20 protein-coding genes and 1 pseudogene are annotated in these 20,339 nt (G+C 40.6%); 2 read left to right on the forward strand and 19 right to left on the reverse strand.

The window, feature by feature from the left end:
• Positions 1 to 47: 47 nt before the first annotated feature.
• The 7 genes and pseudogenes from WFJ73_RS20140 to WFJ73_RS20170 form a co-directional block, all read right to left on the reverse strand.
• Positions 48 to 1,985 carry a TOMM precursor leader peptide-binding protein gene (locus WFJ73_RS20140; RefSeq protein ID WP_336774748.1) on the reverse strand — a complete coding sequence of 646 codons (1,938 nt, stop codon included), beginning with the start codon at positions 1,983 to 1,985 and terminating at the stop codon, positions 48 to 50.
• Positions 1,982 to 3,880, reverse strand: a complete 1,899-nt coding sequence (locus WFJ73_RS20145; protein WP_336774749.1) for a putative thiazole-containing bacteriocin maturation protein — start codon at positions 3,878 to 3,880, stop codon at positions 1,982 to 1,984. The genes WFJ73_RS20140 and WFJ73_RS20145 overlap by 4 nt, the downstream gene beginning before the upstream one ends.
• A 1,224-nt stretch (positions 3,881 to 5,104) precedes the next feature.
• Complete coding sequence (locus WFJ73_RS20155) at positions 5,105 to 5,878, reverse strand: stalk domain-containing protein (protein ID WP_336774751.1); 774 nt, start codon at positions 5,876 to 5,878, stop codon at positions 5,105 to 5,107.
• A 3-nt stretch (positions 5,879 to 5,881) separates the two neighbouring features.
• Positions 5,882 to 5,935: pseudogene (locus WFJ73_RS33425) on the reverse strand (hypothetical protein); the annotation flags it as partial.
• Positions 5,910 to 6,227 carry a leucine-rich repeat domain-containing protein gene (locus tag WFJ73_RS20160; RefSeq protein WP_336774752.1) on the reverse strand — a complete coding sequence of 106 codons (318 nt, stop codon included), beginning with the start codon at positions 6,225 to 6,227 and terminating at the stop codon, positions 5,910 to 5,912. The gene WFJ73_RS20160 and the pseudogene WFJ73_RS33425, both read right to left, overlap by 26 nt.
• A gap of 635 nt (positions 6,228 to 6,862) precedes the next feature.
• Positions 6,863 to 7,390, reverse strand: coding sequence for a hypothetical protein (locus tag WFJ73_RS20165; RefSeq protein WP_336774753.1), 528 nt, complete (start codon positions 7,388 to 7,390; stop codon positions 6,863 to 6,865).
• A gap of 693 nt (positions 7,391 to 8,083) precedes the next feature.
• Positions 8,084 to 8,401: a hypothetical protein gene (locus WFJ73_RS20170; RefSeq protein ID WP_336774754.1), complete on the reverse strand. Its 318-nt coding sequence runs from the start codon at positions 8,399 to 8,401 to the stop codon at positions 8,084 to 8,086.
• Positions 8,402 to 9,166: 765 nt separating this feature from the next.
• Here WFJ73_RS20170 and WFJ73_RS20175 point away from each other — a divergent pair.
• Positions 9,167 to 9,823 carry a hypothetical protein gene (locus tag WFJ73_RS20175; RefSeq protein WP_336774755.1) on the forward strand — a complete coding sequence of 219 codons (657 nt, stop codon included), beginning with the start codon at positions 9,167 to 9,169 and terminating at the stop codon, positions 9,821 to 9,823.
• A 66-nt stretch (positions 9,824 to 9,889) separates the two neighbouring features.
• Here the strand turns inward: WFJ73_RS20175 and WFJ73_RS20180 are convergent, their stop codons facing one another.
• Complete coding sequence (locus WFJ73_RS20180) at positions 9,890 to 11,011, reverse strand: copper amine oxidase N-terminal domain-containing protein (protein ID WP_336774756.1); 1,122 nt, start codon at positions 11,009 to 11,011, stop codon at positions 9,890 to 9,892.
• Positions 11,012 to 11,978: 967 nt separating this feature from the next.
• Between WFJ73_RS20180 and WFJ73_RS20185 the strand changes: the two genes are divergently transcribed.
• A complete protein-coding gene (locus WFJ73_RS20185) occupies positions 11,979 to 12,437 on the forward strand; it encodes a hypothetical protein (protein WP_336774757.1) in 459 nt (152 codons plus the stop codon).
• 770 nt (positions 12,438 to 13,207) lie between these two features.
• On the opposite strand, the gene WFJ73_RS20190 is transcribed toward WFJ73_RS20185, so the two are convergent.
• From WFJ73_RS20190 to lepB, 11 genes are all read right to left on the reverse strand, one after another.
• Positions 13,208 to 13,558 carry a hypothetical protein gene (locus tag WFJ73_RS20190; RefSeq protein ID WP_336774758.1) on the reverse strand — a complete coding sequence of 117 codons (351 nt, stop codon included), beginning with the start codon at positions 13,556 to 13,558 and terminating at the stop codon, positions 13,208 to 13,210.
• Positions 13,559 to 13,966: 408 nt separating this feature from the next.
• Positions 13,967 to 14,164 (reverse strand): hypothetical protein, encoded by a 198-nt coding sequence (locus WFJ73_RS20195; protein ID WP_336774759.1) that lies wholly within the window; start codon positions 14,162 to 14,164, stop codon positions 13,967 to 13,969.
• A gap of 111 nt (positions 14,165 to 14,275) precedes the next feature.
• Complete coding sequence (locus tag WFJ73_RS20200) at positions 14,276 to 14,926, reverse strand: hypothetical protein (protein ID WP_336774760.1); 651 nt, start codon at positions 14,924 to 14,926, stop codon at positions 14,276 to 14,278.
• A 759-nt stretch (positions 14,927 to 15,685) separates the two neighbouring features.
• The gene (locus tag WFJ73_RS20205; protein ID WP_336774761.1) at positions 15,686 to 16,231 is read right to left on the reverse strand and encodes a hypothetical protein; all 546 of its coding nucleotides are present in this window, start codon (positions 16,229 to 16,231) and stop codon (positions 15,686 to 15,688) included.
• Positions 16,232 to 16,386: 155 nt separating this feature from the next.
• Positions 16,387 to 16,623: a hypothetical protein gene (locus tag WFJ73_RS20210; RefSeq protein WP_336774762.1), complete on the reverse strand. Its 237-nt coding sequence runs from the start codon at positions 16,621 to 16,623 to the stop codon at positions 16,387 to 16,389.
• Positions 16,624 to 16,702: 79 nt separating this feature from the next.
• Entirely contained in the window at positions 16,703 to 17,104 is a 402-nt protein-coding gene (locus tag WFJ73_RS20215) for a hypothetical protein (protein ID WP_336774763.1), read from the reverse strand.
• A gap of 138 nt (positions 17,105 to 17,242) precedes the next feature.
• Complete coding sequence (locus WFJ73_RS20220; protein WP_336774764.1) at positions 17,243 to 17,443, reverse strand: hypothetical protein; 201 nt, start codon at positions 17,441 to 17,443, stop codon at positions 17,243 to 17,245.
• 123 nt (positions 17,444 to 17,566) lie between these two features.
• A complete protein-coding gene (locus WFJ73_RS20225; protein WP_336774765.1) occupies positions 17,567 to 18,067 on the reverse strand; it encodes a hypothetical protein in 501 nt (166 codons plus the stop codon).
• Between the two features lie 183 nt (positions 18,068 to 18,250).
• Entirely contained in the window at positions 18,251 to 18,553 is a 303-nt protein-coding gene (locus WFJ73_RS20230) for a hypothetical protein (protein WP_336774766.1), read from the reverse strand.
• A gap of 238 nt (positions 18,554 to 18,791) precedes the next feature.
• A complete protein-coding gene (locus WFJ73_RS20235; RefSeq protein WP_336774767.1) occupies positions 18,792 to 19,148 on the reverse strand; it encodes an MmcQ/YjbR family DNA-binding protein in 357 nt (118 codons plus the stop codon).
• Positions 19,149 to 19,464: 316 nt separating this feature from the next.
• A complete protein-coding gene (gene lepB, locus WFJ73_RS20240) occupies positions 19,465 to 20,127 on the reverse strand; it encodes a signal peptidase I (protein ID WP_336774768.1) in 663 nt (220 codons plus the stop codon).
• Positions 20,128 to 20,339: the final 212 nt, after the last annotated feature.

Genomic DNA, 20,339 nt, shown 5'->3' on the forward strand with positions numbered 1-20,339 from the left:
CCTAAGTCCCAGCACAAGGAAAACGAACGCATATGAGAAGAAATTACTTATGGAAACGGATGCGGATGACTATTAAGTTCTTCTTGCTTAAGCTGCTCCTTCACGTAACCCAGCTCTGCCGGTATTCGCAGCACCCTCTCTAGGCCAGTCAAGCGGACAAGGTGTTGACCGAACGTCATGGGAAGCATGCCGGGAATGAGCACTTTCACACAATGAAGTCCGTTTCTCAGCGTCTCTGGCGTTGACTGATTCACAACAATGACCTCTAGATTAAGATTGCTGAAAGTCTTGATCAACAGGTTTAATTCATCGGTTAAATCCGCATGCTGTGCCCTTGGTTTAAAAGCTTCTTTAAACGAAAGGACCGGACGATCATTATCGAGCAGGAAATTCAGACGTTCTTCTGCTTCCTTCAAGCCGTACAGCATGGAGTGGTCTTCCATTTGCCGAACGAGATAAGGATCCTGCAGCATTTGTTGATAGTGCTCGCGGTTCGCCTCTAACTTTTCGTTGAATGCAAGCAGCATACCCGCTATCTCATGAATTGCGCCTTTTGCAGCCCTCACGGGATCAGGATGCGCTCCTGCGGCGCAAATCATATTTATGCCTTGATTTGTTCTGTTTTTGGCAAGCGCCCATACGCTTGGAATGCCGTGCTCCATCGTCGAATCGAACACATGCACATCGTAACCGACGACATCGCGCAGTCTCTCCAGCATTAAATTCATTTCAAGATCACCCGAGGAATAGGGATCTAAAGGAACGAGCGGCAGCTGCGCGTACCACGTCATTAGGAAAGAATCGCGTTCTACAACCTCCAATATGCCGTAAAATATAGCTTCCTCCAAGCTTCCTCCTAAAGCGCAGCCATTTGAGGTTTCATATACAAAGCCGTGACCGCAGCCGGAGCTGTAATAAGCGAGCAACTCTGGCACGAGAATCGGCTTCTCCCGCAAGAACGAATATCCCCACACCCAATCGATTTTCCTGCTTGGGTCAAATGGTTGAAACGGAAAATCGGGCCGCTCATACTGCGCCTTATCATGCGTTCCTACCCGAGTGGGGTCCAGCGCAAACTCTGTTAAATGATTGTAACTGTCATGAACCGCTGTCTTCTTTCCTCGCGGCGATATGCCGCAATAACGTTCCAATCCTTCCAATATCGCCGTCATTTCACTGACCGCAAAAGAATGCGTACGCCCTGCGCAGCCTTCATCCCCTGAGAACATCGGTAAAATGATGCTGGCGTCGGCAAATGGCGACATAAGGTCAATCATTTTTCCGTTCAAGAGGCCGCTGCGATTGTCCAGATAATCATTGGAAAGAACAGCCTTGAGCTCAACCATTGAACGGGTGCGGTAGCTGTTTTCGCTGATTTTCGGGCTGGACTGCAGCTTTATTCGCGAGGCTATGGCTGTGTCATCCGGTATTTCCCCGCATACGGTACATTGCGGATCCGGTAAAAAAAAATGAGACGAGCTGTTGAGCGTTTGCAAATGCACGAGCTTAATATGATTTTCAAGATGAGCCGTATGACGGTTAAGAAAATTGTGGGCTTCCGCCGCAATAAGATTAGCCATATGCAATAGTCCGTTGCGGGAAGACCAAATATCAGGGAAAACTTCCCCATGCATGAACTGACGCAGCTCCCACATGTCCCTCCGATCATTTCCAGCCATTAAATACCGCAAATCGGCGCATTGCGAGCAGCCTGCCTTACCTTGAACGACAAGCGGACCAATAACGCCTTCACCAAATGCTATAAACCCGCGCAGCCAAGGAATACCAGATTTCTTAAATACGTTCTCTGCGATAAGATGAGAGTATGCATCGTTGCCATCACTAAGCACGAGCGCAAGTTCAGTCGTTTCCGGCAACTCGGAAGCCAGATCGTTCACCACTACAAGCTGACAACTTGCAGATAAAATATCGTGTACATAGTCCGCAAGCTGACCTACGCCAACAATCGCCACAATAGCGCTCATTCTTCAACCACCTCTCGAAGCGAGACGCCGTATACGCCCGCCAGTCCCTCTCTCAAAAAAGGTTCCGGTGTTAAGTCAAATACGAGCAAACGCTTGTGGATGCGATTCAATTGCTGCACGGCCATCTGCAAGACCTCTCGATGCTCGAATGGATCGCAAGCCGGTATCGAAATAGAGTCCATATTAGATTCTTTTACGTTTATTGCAACATGATGCGCATTCCCCGCAATTTGATCTGCATTATTTTGAGCATCAAATAAGGCAATCATTAACACGCTCCGAAGGGCCCGAGTTACATTAAGATCAGCGGCATCATACCACCTGCCATTTGCTTGCAGCCATACAACAGGAAAACCTAATACGTCCTCACCCAGTCCGAACGTTGGTGCCCCTTGCATCGTTGTTAGGGCATTCATATAATAACGGCATCGTTCATCGCCTACATGACTCAGCTTCACCGGCGAGATCGACGGTGTATGACCTTCATACAACTTTATTCGTGCATTCATTAAATACTTTTGCAAAGCGCGGCAAACGCCTTCCTCCATCGTCTCGCCAGCACCTACATGAGCAATCTCATCAAAATTCGCCATTCGCGACACGTAAGCTTCGATTCCCCTAAGACCCGCTTCCCTTCGTGCCTCTTCATGCCTATAACCATTGCATATCATTTCAGGAAGAAGAAGCGCAGGGCCAATGGATAGCGGATCAACAGGCTGAACACGGCACTGCGAAAGCGGAAGCTGCCCTAGCTCCCCTTCCTCCCAAATATGGAAGATGCCTGTCTCGGTTGATGTCAGCTGGCTGAGAAAAGGCAGCAATTCACTTGAAGCTCGTTTCTCTGCATCCGTTCCCCCTTGCAGCCGGGCCTCCTCGATCCTCTCGATGAATCGGTGACCATTAACTAAAGGATGGGGAAGAAACGGATGCCAATTCCCTTCCAACGTCTCTAAATTAAGTAGAAACAGCTTATTATTTTTCTCAAGTTTCGTTACCCCTGCTGCTGTTTTCAACCATTCGAAGACGATTACGTTAGCGAGCAGCGCTTGCGCAACGGACGAAGCAGCATGAACATCCGTATCCTTATAAATCGCGGAATGATGGACTCTGCGCCATGCTGATTCCCAATCACCTTCCGAATTAGAATACGAAAATGGAGCCGCTATACCAGCTTGCTCAAAAATAACAGCCAGCAGAAGAACCTTGTTTTTTTGTCGGCAAATTTCATTAACCAATCTTAGCTCCGGTTCTCCATTTTGATCCGAGACGAATAATACAGCAGCATAAGGCTCTACGATAGAAGACCAATCCACAACCGCATTCTTCGGCAGTCTGATCTCGTCCACCTTGACCTCTGAGTCAAACTTACGAAAATGCTGTTCCAGCTCCCAAATCCGTGTTCGATTCGCCGTTTCCAAGTTCAAGCCCAAAAAGTCGAATTGAGGCAAGCCGGATTCAAATAAGGATTTGACAAGAGAAACCAAAAAAGTACCAGTTCCAACGACAAGCACGCTCGACTGACGATATAATTGAAATCGGTATGCACCTGACCCGTCAAAGCTATCCAGAAATTCAATCTGGGAGTTATATCTCTTAACAATACTCTCTTGCAGCTGATGCGGACGACTCTGACTTACATCTTGGACATAACCGTTAGCATACAATATTTGTGCAATCTCATAAACGTGATTACGGTGTTGTTCCGGTAATCCATCCGTTAAATCATGCATCGTATGCTCACCATTAAATACGGGTATTAATTTTTCAATCCATTGATCAATGGTGCTGCCTTCCATCCGAAATGAACCAATATTGTTGCGGAAAAAGACACTTCCGTCCGAGCTTGGGAGAAAAAAAGTATCTCCTCTTACTTTTAGGCGCGTAGAAGGATCCAAAATTCATTCCTCCTTATTATGAAATCTAACTATTCGCAGCATGACTTCCTTTATAAAGGTATGTAAGGTCACTTGTCCGTCATGCCCGCGCATGCATAAAAAGACACCTCGCAAACCAAAAGCGTTTGCAGAGGTGTCTTGAACCTTTATTTACATTCAATAGATAACTTTTAGCGACAACGGGCACAGCCGCCGCAACGGGCACAGCCACCGCAACGGGCGCAGCCACCGCAGGTAAAGCCGCCGCATCTAGCACAACCTCCGCAACCACCGCAACCGCCGCATGAACAAAATCCGATACAGAATCCGATGCAAAAGCCTATACATAGACGAGCATTATTAGGGTCCACTTGACCTTGACCCGCATTTGGCTTTATACTGCTCGCTTTAAACGCATCCGTATTCAGATTTTGAAGTTGGTTTTTAAATTCATTCATCTTTATGAGCCTCCGTTATATTCATGTAGTGATCATCAGCACCCCGCAAATTAGGAATTGCAAATGAGATCAGCCAAAACTGCTGGGCATATGCCGATAATCGTTCATGACATATACGTATGAAAAAAACTCCGCTGGTGTTACTACTCCAAACGCCTATCTGCCTGAAATACAAAGTAAAAACAAAAAGACTGGACGATTGATCGATATTAAAACCGAGCAATGCCAGTCTTTACATTTAATGATTATAGGACGTAACGACAACGTCCAAGGACTGGATAAATCAAGCGTTTCCCAATTGCCTTGTTTGTCGTACAAGCTTATGATTCTTCCCCGGACCGGATCAAAATCAAGCCTGTGGTAGGGAGATTCAAGCGGAAATGCTCATCTGCCCATTTCGCAGATAACGGCCAAGCCTTTCAATTTGCTTATGGTCTGCCTTCTCCAGCCATTGAAGGACAGGATAACTAGATTCACAGGTCCAGCGGAATTTATTCGACTCAATACCAAATATACTTGCTTGAGTTGTTCCCATGTAGATGCAATAAATCCATTGAAATTTAAACAGTACACCCTATCAACTGAAACTATCCCTTTTTCGTTAACTGAAAGCTCTGTATTATCATAAAAACAAATATCCATTAATCGTTCTCCGTTCAATTTTCTCAATTAATCGAACTATCGTTCTCCGTTTAGTTTAATGACGGTCTACATATTTTACTCTTGTTTCGAGCATGATCACTGAGTCCTTATCTTCAAATATTATTCTGTAATTCCATTATGCTTCTTAATTTTTGAAAATCACGACCATATGCTTGCTTCCCATATACTCAACGGAAGTATTTAGCTGCTCTGCCACAAAACGAACAGAAACGAACGCACTGCCGTTCTTCAGAAGTAAAGGAGCATCTTGCATTACCGTTTGCTGGTTTACTTTTACCTGCCTGTTCCCTACAGCCCAACGAATCGTTTTACCATCCTTCTGAATCGTTACCTCTTTGGTGCTCTGGTTCCAATTCACGGTTGCCCCAAGCTTCTCGGAGATGAAACGGATCGGCACATAGGTACGTCCCGTCTGAATAAATGGCGCTGCGGTAATACGATAAGTACTTTCTCCCACATAAGCTGTCGTGCTGCCGATTACCAAGCGCTGTGTCTTACGCTGACCGCCAGGCAACTCATTTCCTGCCAGTTTCACGAATAATTTATATGTTTTCGATCCCTTGCTTAAATCTAAATAGTTATTTTGCAGCGCAAGTGGTTCAATGAATGCACCCGTATCATAATACGGAAAAAAATTACGTTGTTGGATCGGCTCTAAATCCCACACTCTATTGTCTTTCAAATAGAGGTAACCCAAACTTCGAAGATTTCTCAACGGTTCCAAATCATAGATCAGGTTAGATGATAAATCCAGAGTAAGTAAGTTAGTTAATGTAGATAACGGAGCAAGGTCTTCTTTGATATTATTGTTCGCAGCATCGACTCTCCAAAGCTTAACCAATCTTGCTAGCGGGGAAAGATCACTGATTTGGTTGTTATATAAAGATAAATCTGTCATCTTCGTTAAATTCCCGAGAGGCTTAATATCCTCAATTTGATTGCCACTCAAAACCAACTTCGTCAAATTTACAGCATCGGATAGTCCTTGAATATTCGCAAATTTGATTTCCGAAGGCAGTTAGATCACGCAGGTGTGGTAATTGCTTCACCACGTCAAAGGATGAAATCTGATTATGATCGACACGAAGAGCTTCTAGCTCTTTCATCGCTGACAAGTCCTCGATCGAAGTGATCTGATTATCCATGAGATCAAGGCTTTGAATTTTCGTAAGCCCCTTTAGAGGTGAAATATCAGTAATTTGATTTCCACTTAAAGAGAGCTTCGTCACATTGACTGCATATTCCAAACCCTGCAAACACTTAATAAAATTCGGGATCTGAAAATTGTATTATAACGTGCTTTCCACTTCGTAATTCTTTTTCAACCTCTTCATGACTAAGTACGTCAGGATTGCTAATTCGCATTATATGGTTATTTCCGTTTACTGTCATATAAGAATCCTCCAATGGGCTCTTTGAATAAATGCGGTGCCCTTCCCATTTGAAGCACCTTATAAATCAAGTAAAAATACAACGCAACAACAAGTATAGCATTTTTATTCTAAAAGGAATCCATTAGCGTAATCTGCCCTTTAGTTTAATAAAAAAGGAGCAACTGCCGATATGGCAAGCTGCTCCTGGATGGCTGAACTAACGTTAGTTTAAGCAAGTAAAACGATTTTTGTTAGGTATGTGATGTTAGAACTGCTGATAATATGGTGAGAGTGAACCCTGATACGATAATGATTATGCCTAATGGTATAGACACATGAGTCCTTTCCATTTTAAGAAGCTCATTCGCATGGTGCTCAATTATAATCTCGTTAGAAGAGTATATTAGTCTTAGGCCTCGTTAAATGAGATGTCTCGTACGCTTTTTGCGTTATTTTGACTAACCTTCGCTTGAGTTGCGATCTATTCATTGAACCCGTTTCCCATAGTATTACCCCCATTGATAAAACTCCAGAACAAACACTCTACCATAAATAACAAAATATATTTGCTCCCAATCGAATTCATGTTTTTCTTCTACTTCAGTTTCCATCCTGTATACCTTAACTTCTTTTCCATCAATAAACTGATCTATTAGATCAATTAGTTTGTTACTGACTCTGTTTGTTCTTTTATCAAACTCTGCTGCTATCTCAGGAAGTTCTTGACCATTTTCATCGAAATAAGCAACTCGCACCTGAAAGTTTTGCATCCGATATAGAGAAAAGAACCAATATGCACTAACCTCAAAAAGGGTTTCCTTCCAGTCTTCGACCTGACGTAAGGGCAGGTAATTAATATCATCATGGTTTTTTAGATTGCTTCCCTTATTGTATTGTATAACTATTTGCTCTAGAGGCAGACCACCTTTGAACTCACAAAACTTGTATTCATGACCATGACAGGTACCAAAGTGAGTATTAATCGTACTAAGCCCTTCTAAATAGCCGCTAATTTTATTTAAATGTTTATTATCCATTCTTTTTTCTCCCAACTTCTACTTTTACGACCATTTCTTCAAAAGTATATCATTTTCCAAATGTTAGTTAAATCTTCCATTTAAACAACAAGCCGGTTGCGGATCTCTGATCCGCGACCGGCTTGTTGCAACTAACGTTATCCGTTTTAAAAAAACCGCCAATTTTTGCGACTTACAATGTTACAATGTTCTTGTCGCCCGGCATCACTCTATTTATGTCTACCCCAAGTATAGGAGGAAAATAAATTATGTAAGTTTCTGATAAATCCCCTTTCCGCTTTGCTGGCTTTGGCGCACTTATTACTTCAGTAATCATCGGCGTTTCCCTTCTTTTCGAAAATCCTGAACGAGCAGTCAAAATTGGCATATCGGCCATGTTCTTCACAATCGTCCTTTATTGCATCGTGAATATCATTAACTATAGACGGCAAGCTGTTCGCTACCGGTTTCAGCTATATAGAAACAACAAAAAAGACTGCCTATAGGCAGCCTTTTTCTTCTTTCAGGGGATGGTTTGATAATTTGTAAGGAAAACCAACACACCTAGGACGGTTGATGAAGCCGAACTAAGATCACATCACCTGAAGGAAATGGATGAATCAAGTATAACATGTTTACAGAAATTTGAAAATGCACATGGAAGCAATATTTTTAAGTTACAACAAGGGCGATCAAAAGACTGCCGTTTGTTGTTTAACTTTTACGCTCTGCAATAGGTGCCTTCATATATAAAGTTTCTGCATCTGGATAACCAATCTGTACTAAGCTTCCTACAGCTCTCATCCGTAATAAATCAAGACGTGGATCAGTCCCTTTATCGGCTGACTTCAAGGCATTCAAACAACTGGCACACCGTTTGATGTTTACATTCTCTGGTTTAAGGTGACTATTTCTCATCAGATACTCACTGATCTCTTCAGCAAACTTAACAAGACTCTTAATATCCGAACAATTTGCTGCTTCTTTGATACAGTTGACAGATTCGTTCCGGTCTAATAGTTTAATTGCCACAAAACTCAACTCCGTATGAAGAATAATGGTCTTTCTAGACGCATTTCGAATTTTATTCTACTAAAACTTACGTTCTCATTCAAACACAATATTGCTTTGCTGACACTTCACCCTTAGAATATTTATCAGTTTGAGGTACTTAACTCGTCATTAAACCCAAAAATTTAATTAATTGACTACAAATTCACCCTAATATAAACGGCTATTCCACGTTAAGTTAGTTGTACTACCCTGCCCTTTCAAGAAAAAAGCAACCGAACGTAAAAGCCGACTGCTGTCGCAATGCTGAACTATCGATTCCCGTTAATATTATGAGGTCATAGAACTTACTGGTCGACCTCATTTTTGTTGGGGCGTAAACTTACGGATAGGCTGGGCAGGACGTTCGTTTTCTTGGGAGACTGATCCCTTGAGCTATACAGTCCGCCCCTACTCGTAGAGATCATAGTAAAGGATAAGATGCATGAATCCAGTCATTGCCCTGGATGTTTCCCGTGTTTTCTATTAAAGTTCGGCCATCTTCGTCTTCCATTTCAAAGCATAACCCTGCAGCAATAAGGTTAATTAATGTATTATTTATGTTATCCCAATAAGGATTAGAGTCATCTGGTGACTCTTCTTCATGATCCCCAAAAGTTCCTCATAGATTCTACTAGTTTATTATTGAACCCTGCCCTATTTCTTGTTACTTTTTGTATCCTGTAATAATCTCGTGAGGTACAATGATCAAATAATGTAAATTTTAACTGGGGGTTTTGATCAGATATGAAAAAACTAGCCTTTGGATTTATGTCTCTTCTCTTGATAACTGCATTGGTTGGGTGCAGTAGTCAGAACAGCAATTCTGCAAGTGAGATCACTCAATTAAAAGCACAGGTTGCTGAACTCACAAAGGAGAATCAAAATTTAAAATTGCAGCTTGAAGAAGCTAAGAAAGAAGAAGTTGCTGCTGCTACTCCGGATCCAACACCATCACCGGTTTTAAGTGTGCTTGAATTAAACAAACCTCTTTCTATTGCAGATTTTGCAGAGGTCACGATTACGAAAGCTTCTTTTACGTCAAAAGTAGTTCCACCGAATCCAGATAGCTTCTATTCCTATTATGAGGTGAAAGATCCCGGGAATATTTATCTGGACACTGTAATTAAGATCAAAAGTCTTTTGACATCCGAGAAATCATCGGAGGAATTTGCTACACTCAAAGTGAAGTATGACAATAAGTATGAGTACGATAGCTTTTCAACTATCGAAGAAAGCGGCGGTTCTAATTTAACTTATACTTCTATTACAAGCATTGAGCCTCTAAAAACCGGGAGTTTGCATTTCATTGCAGAGCTTCCGAAGGAAGCATCTACGGATAAGAAACCAATTGCAATTATCGTAACTTTACAAGGTAAAGACTACACATACACATTGAGATAAATTGGTTACTCATATACCAAGAAAAAGGGATTACCGATTATTCGGTAATCCCTTTTTTGTTAATCGTTAGAACGTCCACTTGGTCCCATCTTTAAACCTTACCTCATTTAATCGGGTTTTTCTAAAATCCTCAGTCATTGGATGATCGTAGAGTGACCATCTCTGAGTTATGGTCTCCCCTGGTTTCCAGTTGTTGTTTTCTGATTTGCCTGCAAAATAAGGACTTGATAATGGAGTGAGCTTTCCATATCTATCAATACAATAAGCCTGAAAGTCATAATAAGTGATTGTTTTAGATGAAATGTTTTTAACTGTCCATTCGAAATATGGTGTATCTCCCTTAAAGGTGACATATACGCTTTCAATTTTTATGGGAGCGCTTTTCATCCGTTTGTCATAAATTTTGGAATAAACTTTATCAAGGTACCCATTGATCCCGTCATATTGATAAAACGATTTTATCTTGTTGAAATTTGGGTTATCCAATCGGAGTTGGTCCTCATCCATATAATAAGATAAAACGCTACCGATATAGAAGTAATCTGCGTCTTTTGAATACCTGGATTTTGTTATTTCAAAGTTATTGTATTTTTTTGTACTACCTGCATCCAATCCCTTAACGATTGTATCAGACGTAATAATATCGTAGTCTGTGACACTAATGTAAAAGTCAGTGAATCCTACTTCACTAAAGTTTGTATTCGATGCATTTTTTACGTAGTTTGCAGATACAACTATATTTGCATCGATATCAAACATCGTTTCCTTATTCGTGTTGGTGATGGAAATGCTATCCTTTGTCACTTTCAGTCCCGCCCCAAGAACATCAGTTATAAATCTGGCCGGCACCATAGTTGTTCCTTTAATGGTCTGAACTGGCTCTTCTATGGGAACAGTAATACCGTTCACCGTCGTCAAAATACTCCCTATCTTGAGCCAAATAACTTTGCCTGATTTACTTGCTTTTATTGTGCCTGCCTTTGTATCTGCTTCTATGCTTAATCCCAAGCTTTTCAATACAGGAATAGCAGGCAACATATTTGTTCCATTCTTAACAACCGGTGGTTGTGAGAGTGAAACCGCTTTTCCATCAACTAACACTTTTAATTTATTTTGAGCCGCTGCCATCGCTTGGAATGGAAAAGCAAGGCTAAATACGAGTAGCAGAATTATCCATTTGTTTTTCATGTTTGTTCATCCTTTCATTTCTGTTTTATTCTACGTAGAATTTACTCCGTTAAGAGCATGCCTCACTTGCAAGTGACTTCTTCACACGATCTTTAATATTACCCCCTTACTAAACTCTATTGTTAATTCTACCATTATTTACCCTTATCCCGCTGTTATTGCAGCTCAAAATTTCATATTAAAATTGAAAAGCTCTTGGTCGAACATAATTGGCGAACTAGAGCTTTCGTCGCACGATAAATAGCGATGATTATATAAATAATAACAAAATATTAAATAGAAGCACTCCCCATTTAGAATACAAATAATCTTCCTATTCACGTCCATTAATTAATCTTTTCTGTTACATCTGAAAAGGGTGACTTCATTTCTCTTTTCATCACAATATAGATGGATATGCTTAAATAGAAGGCTACTATCTATTTGTTGTTCTCTTCTCAGTAATCGGGCTACCAAATCTCTAACGGTTCGCAAATATCAACTCCTGCCCTGAAGATAGAAACCTCACTTACTCACTTATATCATTTTAGGAATTATCCTGTCCTTTTCTTCACAACAAACCGGCAGCTGATCTCTGATCAACTGCCGGTTTGTTGTTTTAAACTAATGTTCTCCGTTAGTTCAACAGGAAGTGACTGTCGGCAATATATACCATGGTCCTAGTATATCTGTACATTGCATAGTACTAAATCTATGAATCTAATATATGAAAAGGCAAGTTCTATTGAACCTCCGTCTGCTAGAAAGCCAAGATCTCCCCGTTGCACTAAGGTTATCTCCCCCAAAAAATATTCAAAATGTAACTCCCGTTATTGGATCAAAACCGCTTCTTCTATCCTTATCACACTTCTTTATCATGTGAAATCCCCCGGACTGAACGGATTATTCAAGTCCTAAATCTGTCGGCTGAAACAGCTGGAATCGATACGGTTACCGTAATTGGTCCGTTATGAAAGGAGGTGATAGTATGTCTGTTAATATTGTAGATCACCAATATCAAGATGTTGCTGCAGGAACGGGTTCTCTTCCGTTTTTAATCTCACCGGGTGCAGAATACCTGTTGACTTCAGTCTTTCTCCAAATCAGCAACATCAACAACCGGATTGAACTAAAAGCAACAATTGGCTGGGAAGCACAACTGCTGCTGCTCACAATTGTACCGAAGCTGCTCTTTCGCATTCGGAGAGGCGGAACCGCTGCTCCTGCTCCTATTGTGTTCCAGACAACAGATTCTGCTTTTATTGGAACAAGAGATGAGGGCCCTTGGGTAACGCTTGATTTCACGACAGCCCTCCAGCATACGGAATCAACAACAGCTGGTCTAGTTGGTACATTCCAGCAATATTCTCTGACCGTAGAACATGTTGGCCAAAATGCCGTCAACATAACTGGTCCCGTGCATCTTGTTGGAAAGGTCTATCTGTAATTAGTCTCTAAATAGGTGATTAGGTACAAATTAGAGGAATAAACCCCCTTCCATTACAGCCAGATCAGTTCAATAAATACTGAAAGGGCTCTGCCTATTTAGCAGAGCCCTTTTTTCAACTATAGTTTCCCGGTAGTTCAATACATGATCGTGATCCTTTAAGGCTGGTTTCTGAAATATCAAACCTTTTTCTTTTTTATTTTCGGTGGTAAGAAACCGGATTTTTTACTTGATTGAACATTAAAATATTCAAGCTCATTATAGGAGCTATCTATTCTTTCGCCGAAGTATTTTATTTTCTTTAATTTCCTTTTTATCATAAAGCCTCCCGAAAAATAAAAAATAATATTTACACCCTATGACTAAAAAAATCGGACTGTGCATTAGTCTAATTGGTTAATGATATTCTGCGACGATTGTCGTTTAACCGCCCTCTTTTGTATTGCCATACAACAAAAATACTTGTCAATCATAATATAATATTGCTGATTTGCCATCTAAGTTGAGCCCTTACAAGGGTCTTTATTTTTTGTTTACACCACAATAGAACAGAAAATAAATTAGAAGCCCATGTAGGGAAATCTACATGGGCTTGGAGTGTGATAGCTATGGGTAGATAGCTCTCAACTCATATTATACTCTGAAAACTCAAAGGTGTAACAAATCCTACAATTCGCGATTATCCGGAAGTGACTGGCATGGAAGCCTACCCATAACTGTGTTATTGGACTATCATTTCGAGGGAGCTTAAAGAAATCTTGAGAAATAATTTATAAAGGATTTTCGCAATTCCATTCACCAACAAGCCGTGATAGGTCGTCAACATACATTTGCAGATGAAATTCAAGTTGTTTTATTCCTACAATACCTTTAATGTGAACTGAACCGATAATTTCATCATCTGTAACATCCCAATCATTTTCAATAAATTCAACAGGCACTTCATACTTCCGTAGATAGAATTTGGCAGTATCTATATCTTGCCGATTCAGATACTTTTCACCTTCTATAGCTTGTACTATTACAAATGCACGATTTTTATCCGATAAAGCAATAATTTCACAAGCCAATCCAATGCCGATTAACAAACTGTTGATTTGCTTTGTATCTAGCCCCTTCATTCGTTAACCTCCAAGCGGCACACTAAATATCCCTAAAATATTCTGTTTATTGCCCAACTATCCTGCCCTTTACTTAAAAAAGCTGCCGGTTGCATGTCGACAGCTTTATTCGTTTGGCTATTCAACTATTGTTACCCGATAGCGTAAGCCTTCGGTCTATCGAAAATTATTTACGGGGGTCACAATTCCAGCGATTGTCCCCCATAATTCTATCTTTTATATGCTCCGCTCCCCAAACAGCCGCAATTTCTAAACCTTCACATTCTTGCATACTAGCTTCCCTCATCTCCCCCTTGTGATAGATGGAATAGCCGCCAGACAATTGATCTATTACACACATGGGAGGAGGCCATGCTTCTTCTTCATTTTTGAATGGCCGATTTAATAATACAGGTCACTCACCTGATTTCAGAGGAGAATGTCATAAACACCAACAATAAACTGATAGTCTTCTTCTTGTGGTATGTCTTCAGTCGAATCAGCAATATAACGATAAATTGCAATACACGAGTCTTTAAATCTTCTTCCAAAGGCGAACCTTCCATCTGATAATGGTATTAAATATACATCCCCCAGTTTTATTCTCGTACGTTTTACATTAGTCATGGTTTACCAAACTCCTTAATTGCAACATTAATATGCTTCTGCTAATTTTGTGTTAGAAATTGATCTCAGCATCGACTGCTGTCATGTTCTAAACTATCGTTCATCGCTTAACTATAGATACGTTAGCCATGGTGGTCCTGAACCGTACAAGTCATCAATTGCTTCGATTATTGGTTTTTCAGTGGCATCGTAAGCAGCGGCGATATTTCCAATTTGATGATCAACCTCGGCTTGTAGGGTTACTCGGTACGGCTTCATGTTGTTATGAGCGGCGGGTAATTCAAATTCATGCTTCCATAGCGGCCCTTCAATGCTGCCCACGCACAAGACATCGGCATCGAATCTTCCTCGAGTGAACGTTAGTTTGACTAAATGGTGATTCTTGGTTACCTTCGTTATCGTATAGACACCACCATTGCTATACTTTGTGTTGAATGTAAAACCTCGCTTCTTAAATTGGGCTGTGATCACCTTTTTAACCGATAACGGCTCAGAGACATGATCCCCTAATAATAGTGGTTCTAGCTTATAGGGGTAGTCAAAGCCAACTAGATTACCATTTTCGTAGAACTGATGAACGATTCTTTCACCAGTTATCATTTTCTCGTAAATGTCTGCTTCTTCTTCCTCATTTGATGGAGCCGCAAATATGCGCTCATGATAAATTTCACCGATTGATTCAAGCAATTGGCGCTCCGTTTCATTTAGTTCCAACTGCGGAATGCCATCCGCGAGATCACCTAGTTCCACAATCGCATCCATAAAGTTATTTCTTCCGGATATCCACCAATCACTCTGAAGACGAATACATGGTGAAGGATAATCACTCCAGCCTGTTACACTCGGTGTAAAAAGCTTTGGAGAGTGAAGACGGCCCTTTACAATGAAAGGTACTGGTTCTACCAGAGAACAGTTTGGGATTCGACTAAGCATGGGAAGACGATCGAATATAAACGTAAGTTTATTTAGCGGATATCTGCGTGGGACTCCGCGTATAATCTCAATCGCATCGTCAATCTCAATAGATTCAGTGCATCCATTAGGATTTGAACCGTCCCAGCCAACAGGTAGATTTGTGAGTCTTTGTTCACTACCATGTGATGTCTCAACCGTGTGTAGATATGGAGTAAGCTCGGGATGAGTCGATTAATGCCTGATACACCATGCATCGAATCGTTTACGAAAAATTTTATATCATTTAGGTCAGTAGCCAAAGCGAAGAAAGCTTGTTTGATTCGTTCAGTAATCGCTAAAGGAGTATCATTTTTAGCTAAACGATAAATAATGCATTTACACAGCTTCATGGTGCATGGTGCACTCCTTATTTTTAATTTCCATAAAAGGGAATTCACTATAGCGCAAACTATCTTTTGTTGAGCATCAGCAGTTGGTCAGATGGCCGATGGCCAGTTGTTGTTGTATTGTATCTAACCTGGACTATCGTTCCTCGCGTAAGTTTGCCTCTTGTACAGATATTATCTCAAGTGTTCCGGTCTTCTTTCTTTTACAATCATCATTACATCAATCTCGGTCCCTGTCAAAAATATTCTTTACCCTTTCTGAAACATACTGATTCAGGGTATATCCTCTTTTATCAGGATTATCCATGAACAAATCCGTCCCATCCCAAATATCATCCTTAAAATAGCTACCTTTAAATCTAGGAAAAATCCCCCCAGGATATTCCCTGTACACAATTTCGCTGCGGGAATAGTCGAGCGGATTGCATCTACCTGTAATGGAAACTCCTGAATAATTAGGAATGATTTCATCATTTTTTCCGTAGAGAGTTATTCGGAACGTCTCCCAGCCAGTAATCTGGTTTTGGATGAACGCTTCAATAATCGAATCGTGCAGAAATAAGGAAAATCCGGTATGGATAGCAAGTGCTGGTGTGTGTGTTCCCCTCATATGTCTAACTTCAATTGTTTCAGAAGGCTTTATATCACCACGTAACAAAGCGCAAGAATATTCAAAATCGGCTTCAATACCTGCCTTAAAAAGTCTTGTTGAGTAAACATCTGAACATTCGTATAACTTTTCGTAATCTGGTAAGTAAGAAGGCAATTTCTTCTTCCTCTCCTTGTTTATAAAACTTATTCGTTAGTCCAATTTAGTTATCCTGCACATTAGTTCAGCAAAAAGCAGCCGATCTTTATATGCCGGCTGCTGTCGTGTTGTTGAGCTATAGTTCTCCGATAGCTTAAAACAAAATAATCCAGCTAATCTGAGAACCTTTTAAATATTACTTCTAATTCTGTTGCGTCATACATCTCACCATCACTAATAAATTTTTCAATTTCAATGGTGCCGTCATCTAGAAATTCAACTTCCCATCTCTGTCCTGGTACTGCAACCTCGACCATAATTGCTTCACTTCGAATCTTACTTAGTCGATAAAAGATATTACTATCCTCTAATTTGTTTAGAAAATGATTTAGCTCGGGAGTCTTATTCATTTCCTCACTCCTGTTTATTGATAATAGCGATTATATTTCGCTCAGCTGCCATTGATTTGATTCAGACTAGTGTTCCCCGTTAGATTAGTATCTCTGCGTTTGAATGCAGTCCTAGAATTTCAATTACCTCGGCCACAGCGACCTTTCTAGAGCCTTCCATAAAGTACCCTCTGACTCCGATGCTTATTTTATTTATATGCACCATTTTTCGCATTTCAGGGATAATAATCCACATTCTTGCTGTCCCCTCTGAGGAAACTGGTATTTTATCATCTAACATAATGTTTCCGCTTGCATCTTCAAACTCCGGATGTATCATGTAAATCCCATCTTTAAGGTTGTCCCCATCATAGAAGAAATCTGAACGGTAGCCTTGACGCGGAAGGTTTTTTCTCCCGCCTTCTTCTTGAGAAAAGAATTTATATCTGGCCCTAAAATCAGGTTCATGTTCTCTTATTTGCTTATAAGGAATCCACATCATTTATCCTCCTATAAAAGCTAAATTTCCATTTTATTATACACGACAATTAGCGTAAACTGCCCTTTACTTCAATGAAACAAGGAGCAGCGCCGCGGCGTCCTGCTCCCTGTACTGGTTGAACTAAAGTTTCCCGTTAGCTTAAGATTCTTTGCGCTTCATTTTCAAAACTGCTTGAGCTTTACATTGGGGACAAGTCACATATCTTTCAAAATCTACTGCATTTAAAGGGGAATCAACGTCAACAACTTCAAGTATGTAATTTCCACAATCCGGACATTTAGTTGATAGGTTGGGGTTATTAGCCAATAGCTTTGCTGCATCTATCCATTCCTTTTTCATCCCAAACCTCCTGCATTGTGATGTCTGAACTAACGTTTCCCGATAGCTTAACGTAAAAAGTGAAGATACCAATCCATCCGACTTCCCTTTATCAATCCCAGATCTTCATTTAGTGTAGTTCCTTCAAGTTACACTATCGGAAGCGGATGCGGACCACTCTACACTTACACCAGTGGAACACTGGAATGAGATGGCATAATCACCACCGCGCATTCCTTGCGGATAATCCGTCGTGCTTCTCCATGTATATGCTTGTCCTAGCTGTATAGTTGCTGCAATATACTCTAACCCTGACGAGTGTTTCATCGTAACCGTTAGCACGCCTTTACCTGTGTTGTGAAAATAAAATTTCCCATGTCCATAACCAGCTGGTATTACAAAATAGGCGGGGGCGCCAGAAGTAGAAGCGGTCACGGTTGTTAGAGGCTGTTGGTTACCCTTAGTATACGGCGTAATAGATTCGAATCCATCGTCAGGCACTTCTGGCGACGTGGATGAAGTTACGATTGGGGGATTGGATTCTGTCGGTGTTACCTCTGAAGAATCAGCGTTAATTACTGCTGGAATCGTTAAAGCTGCGGCTAGTGCTAGAGATAGCACGGAGAATTTAGTTTGCTTCATCATTTGATACAATCTTCCTATCTATTAAATTTGACAGGTAATGGCTTCTCTTATAAATACGCAACCGCTGATCAATAGTTGCTTTAACCTGCCCTTTACTTCAACAAAATGGCAACTGATCATATGGATCAGCTGCCATTTTGTTGTTCTCAACTAACGTTCTCCTTCGTTTAATCCTGGAAAGCGTCAGGGTTGGTAGATTTCAAAACTAGATTTCGTTTCCAAATCAAAAACATGAATAGTAAAGACTTTAGGTATAATAACCTCTACTTGATTTTGATTAGTTATACTGTTATTTGTTTGCACATATATCTCTGCTTCCCCTTTTTTCTCGTATGTAATCTTACTAATCGTAGGCTTGCCAAAACCATCATATATGCACACCACAGAACCGCTAAACATCATATTTCCGCCACTTCCAAATCCCCAAGCTTTGGTTTTTATTCCGGACAATTTAGTAAATATTCCAGCATCATCACACCGTTGCATCTTTGCTGCATCGCTGACAATTTGGACCTTATTAGACCTATGATTAATAAATAATACTGCAGCGACCAAAATAACCAATGAAATGAAAACAATTACCGGGATCTTCAGTTTTATAATATTTTCCTCCTTCTTATTCGGACTTGCAAATGTTATGCAGATAACTGGGTGGAATTAGTTATGTTAAACTGCCCGGAACGAAAAAGCTTCCGAACTTCTTGGCCAGCTGCTGCAGTCTGCATTAGTCTAAAAGTTGATCCTTACTTTTCTTACGTTTAGGCCTTGTGAGTTCAAAACTATGCCTTACCATGTCATGAAGATCATCTTCCGGAAGCCCTTCATCCAGAATCACTGTATTCCAGTGCTCTTTATTCATATGATACCCCGGGTTGACTTCCTTAAATGCCTGTCGAAGAAAATCGGATCGTTCAGGATCAGATTTAAGGTTAACGCAAAGATGTTCATTTCGGATGTATATCAAGGCAAATAACTTCTTGTTTTCTTTATGGCGAATGACCGTCCAGCCTTCTCCGAAAGGTTGATCTTCATACGAGCCTGGATAAGACAAGCAGTATTCTACGAATTCTCCTATTTTCATCGGATCTACTCCTGTCCTTGATATTCTGAATTCATTTTGTACAAGATTCAATTTAAGGCTGATTCATGATACAAGCAAGATGTCCGAGGCCAACGATTTAGTATAAGCTCCTCGAATAACCATCTTATTACACAATAATTTGGAGATACCCTTCCCTTTAGCATAACGAACAAAAAGCTGGTCCCCTTGGCCGACTGCTTGTTGCGTTAAACTGCCCTTAGCTTAATAAAAAAGATCAGCTGCCGTCGTGGCAAACTGCTCCTGGATAGCTGAACTATCGTTTCCCGTTTAGTTTAGCGTTACCTTAAGAGCACGGTTATTTTTCAGCGTACCCTATGACTTTTCCTATTATATTAGTGATAGGAACAGGACCATGAATGTTACTGTCAATACTTCTCCATCCGGTATCACCTAACACATATAATTGATTTACTGGCACCTCAAACTTACCGACGTTCATGTTAAAAAAATCTTTCATATTTTTCTGGCATACTTCATCACATATGGCGGTACCTGGTTCATTTATGGTACTAAAGAATTCTTTCTCATTTTCTCCCCAACTAGACATCTTTCCATAGAACGTATTTAGTCTCTTCTCATTTATATATATCTGACCTTTTTTTATTTGCACAAGCTCCCCAGGAAGAGCAATCACGCGTGAAATTCCAAACTCAGGCGCATTTACACGCGGAAACTTTATTTTATAAACCTTCGGCAACTTATAATAAATTACATCCCCACGCTGGATTTTATTCTCAATGTAATAGTTCGGATTCACAACCAGTTTTCCATGTACCTGTGAGTCGTATTCCCCTTGCCGTCGTGACATTCCATCATTGTTGTTATCCACAAGAATTGAATCATTTTCTTTAGCAACTATCGTTGGTGTCTCTTGACTTGCATCATTCGTAATATTTTGTTCTTGGCAACCAGAAATAACTAAAACGAAAAAGACTAGGATTACCAATTTAAATTTCATTTCATCCCTCCTTTAATCGCCTTCAACTCCTTTTATAAGAGCAACCAGGTTCGATTAATCTGCCTACTTTACAATACCACATATTGAAACTATCCTGCCCTTTCGTATTATGAGGTCACCAGATCTTTCTGGTCGACCTCTTTTTTGTAGGGTCGTAAGATAGCGGTAGCCGGGGATCGAACGTTTCTGCCCGTGGGACTTGGATCCCGAGA

It is taken from the genome of Paenibacillus sp. MMO-58, assembly GCF_037146255.1.
Lineage (GTDB): Bacteria > Bacillota > Bacilli > Paenibacillales > Paenibacillaceae > Pristimantibacillus.